This window comes from Adlercreutzia sp. DFI.6.23 (assembly GCF_024462535.1).
Taxonomy (GTDB): domain Bacteria; phylum Actinomycetota; class Coriobacteriia; order Coriobacteriales; family Eggerthellaceae; genus Adlercreutzia; species Adlercreutzia rubneri.
In genome coordinates this window covers 1-726 of record NZ_JANGBP010000029.1, presented here as the reverse complement: position 1 = coordinate 726, position 726 = coordinate 1, and the positions used below count along the sequence as shown (strand labels likewise).

The following is a 726-nucleotide window of genomic DNA, read 5'->3' as shown; positions in this document are numbered from 1 at the left end:
TCGTGCGCGAGGTCGTGTCGCGCCGGCGCGGCCGGCCGGTGTCGGAGAAGGTGGTGCGGCGGCTCATGCGCGGGCTCGGGCTGCGCGTGTGCTACGCGCGCAGGGGGCGCTACAGCTCCTACGCCGGCGAGATCGACGCGCCCGCGCCCAACCTGCTGCTGAGGGCGGACGGCACCCACGACTTCTCCGCCGGGCGCCCCAACGAGGCGTGGGTCAGCGACGTGACCGAGTTCCGCCTGCCCGACGACGGCCGCAAGGTGTACCTGTCGCCCGTCGTCGACCTGTTCGACGGCAAGCCCGTCGGCTGGGCCGTCGGCACCAGCCCCGACGCGCGCCTCACCGAGTCGTCCCTCGAGATGGCGTGCGCGACGCTCGGGGAGGGGGAGGCGCCCGTCGCGCACACCGACCGCGGCTGCCACTACCGCTGGCCCGGGTGGAAGGCCATATGCGGGCGCCACGGGCTGGCCAGGTCGATGTCGCGCAAGGGCACCAGCCCCGACAACGCCGCCTGCGAGGGGTTCTTCGGCAACCTGAAGAACGAGTTCTTCCACGGGCGGGACTGGTCGGGATGGACGGCGGAGGCCTTCATGGAGCTGCTGGACGGGTGGATGGCCGCCTACTCGACCGTCCGTCTAAAGGCCTTCCGGGAGGGCGGCAGGACCGTCTACGATACGATAGACAACCGCAGGAGGCGGTTGGGGCTGGCGGCGTAGGCCGCTGTCCAAG

The 726-nt window shown here is 72.2% G+C and carries 1 protein-coding gene; it reads left to right on the top strand.

The features are described 5' to 3' along the window. Positions 1–2: 2 nt before the first annotated feature. The gene (locus NE591_RS12160) at positions 3–713 is read left to right on the top strand and encodes an IS3 family transposase (RefSeq protein WP_371130597.1); all 711 of its coding nucleotides are present in this window, start codon (positions 3–5) and stop codon (positions 711–713) included. The last annotated feature ends 13 nt before the right edge of the window (positions 714–726 follow it).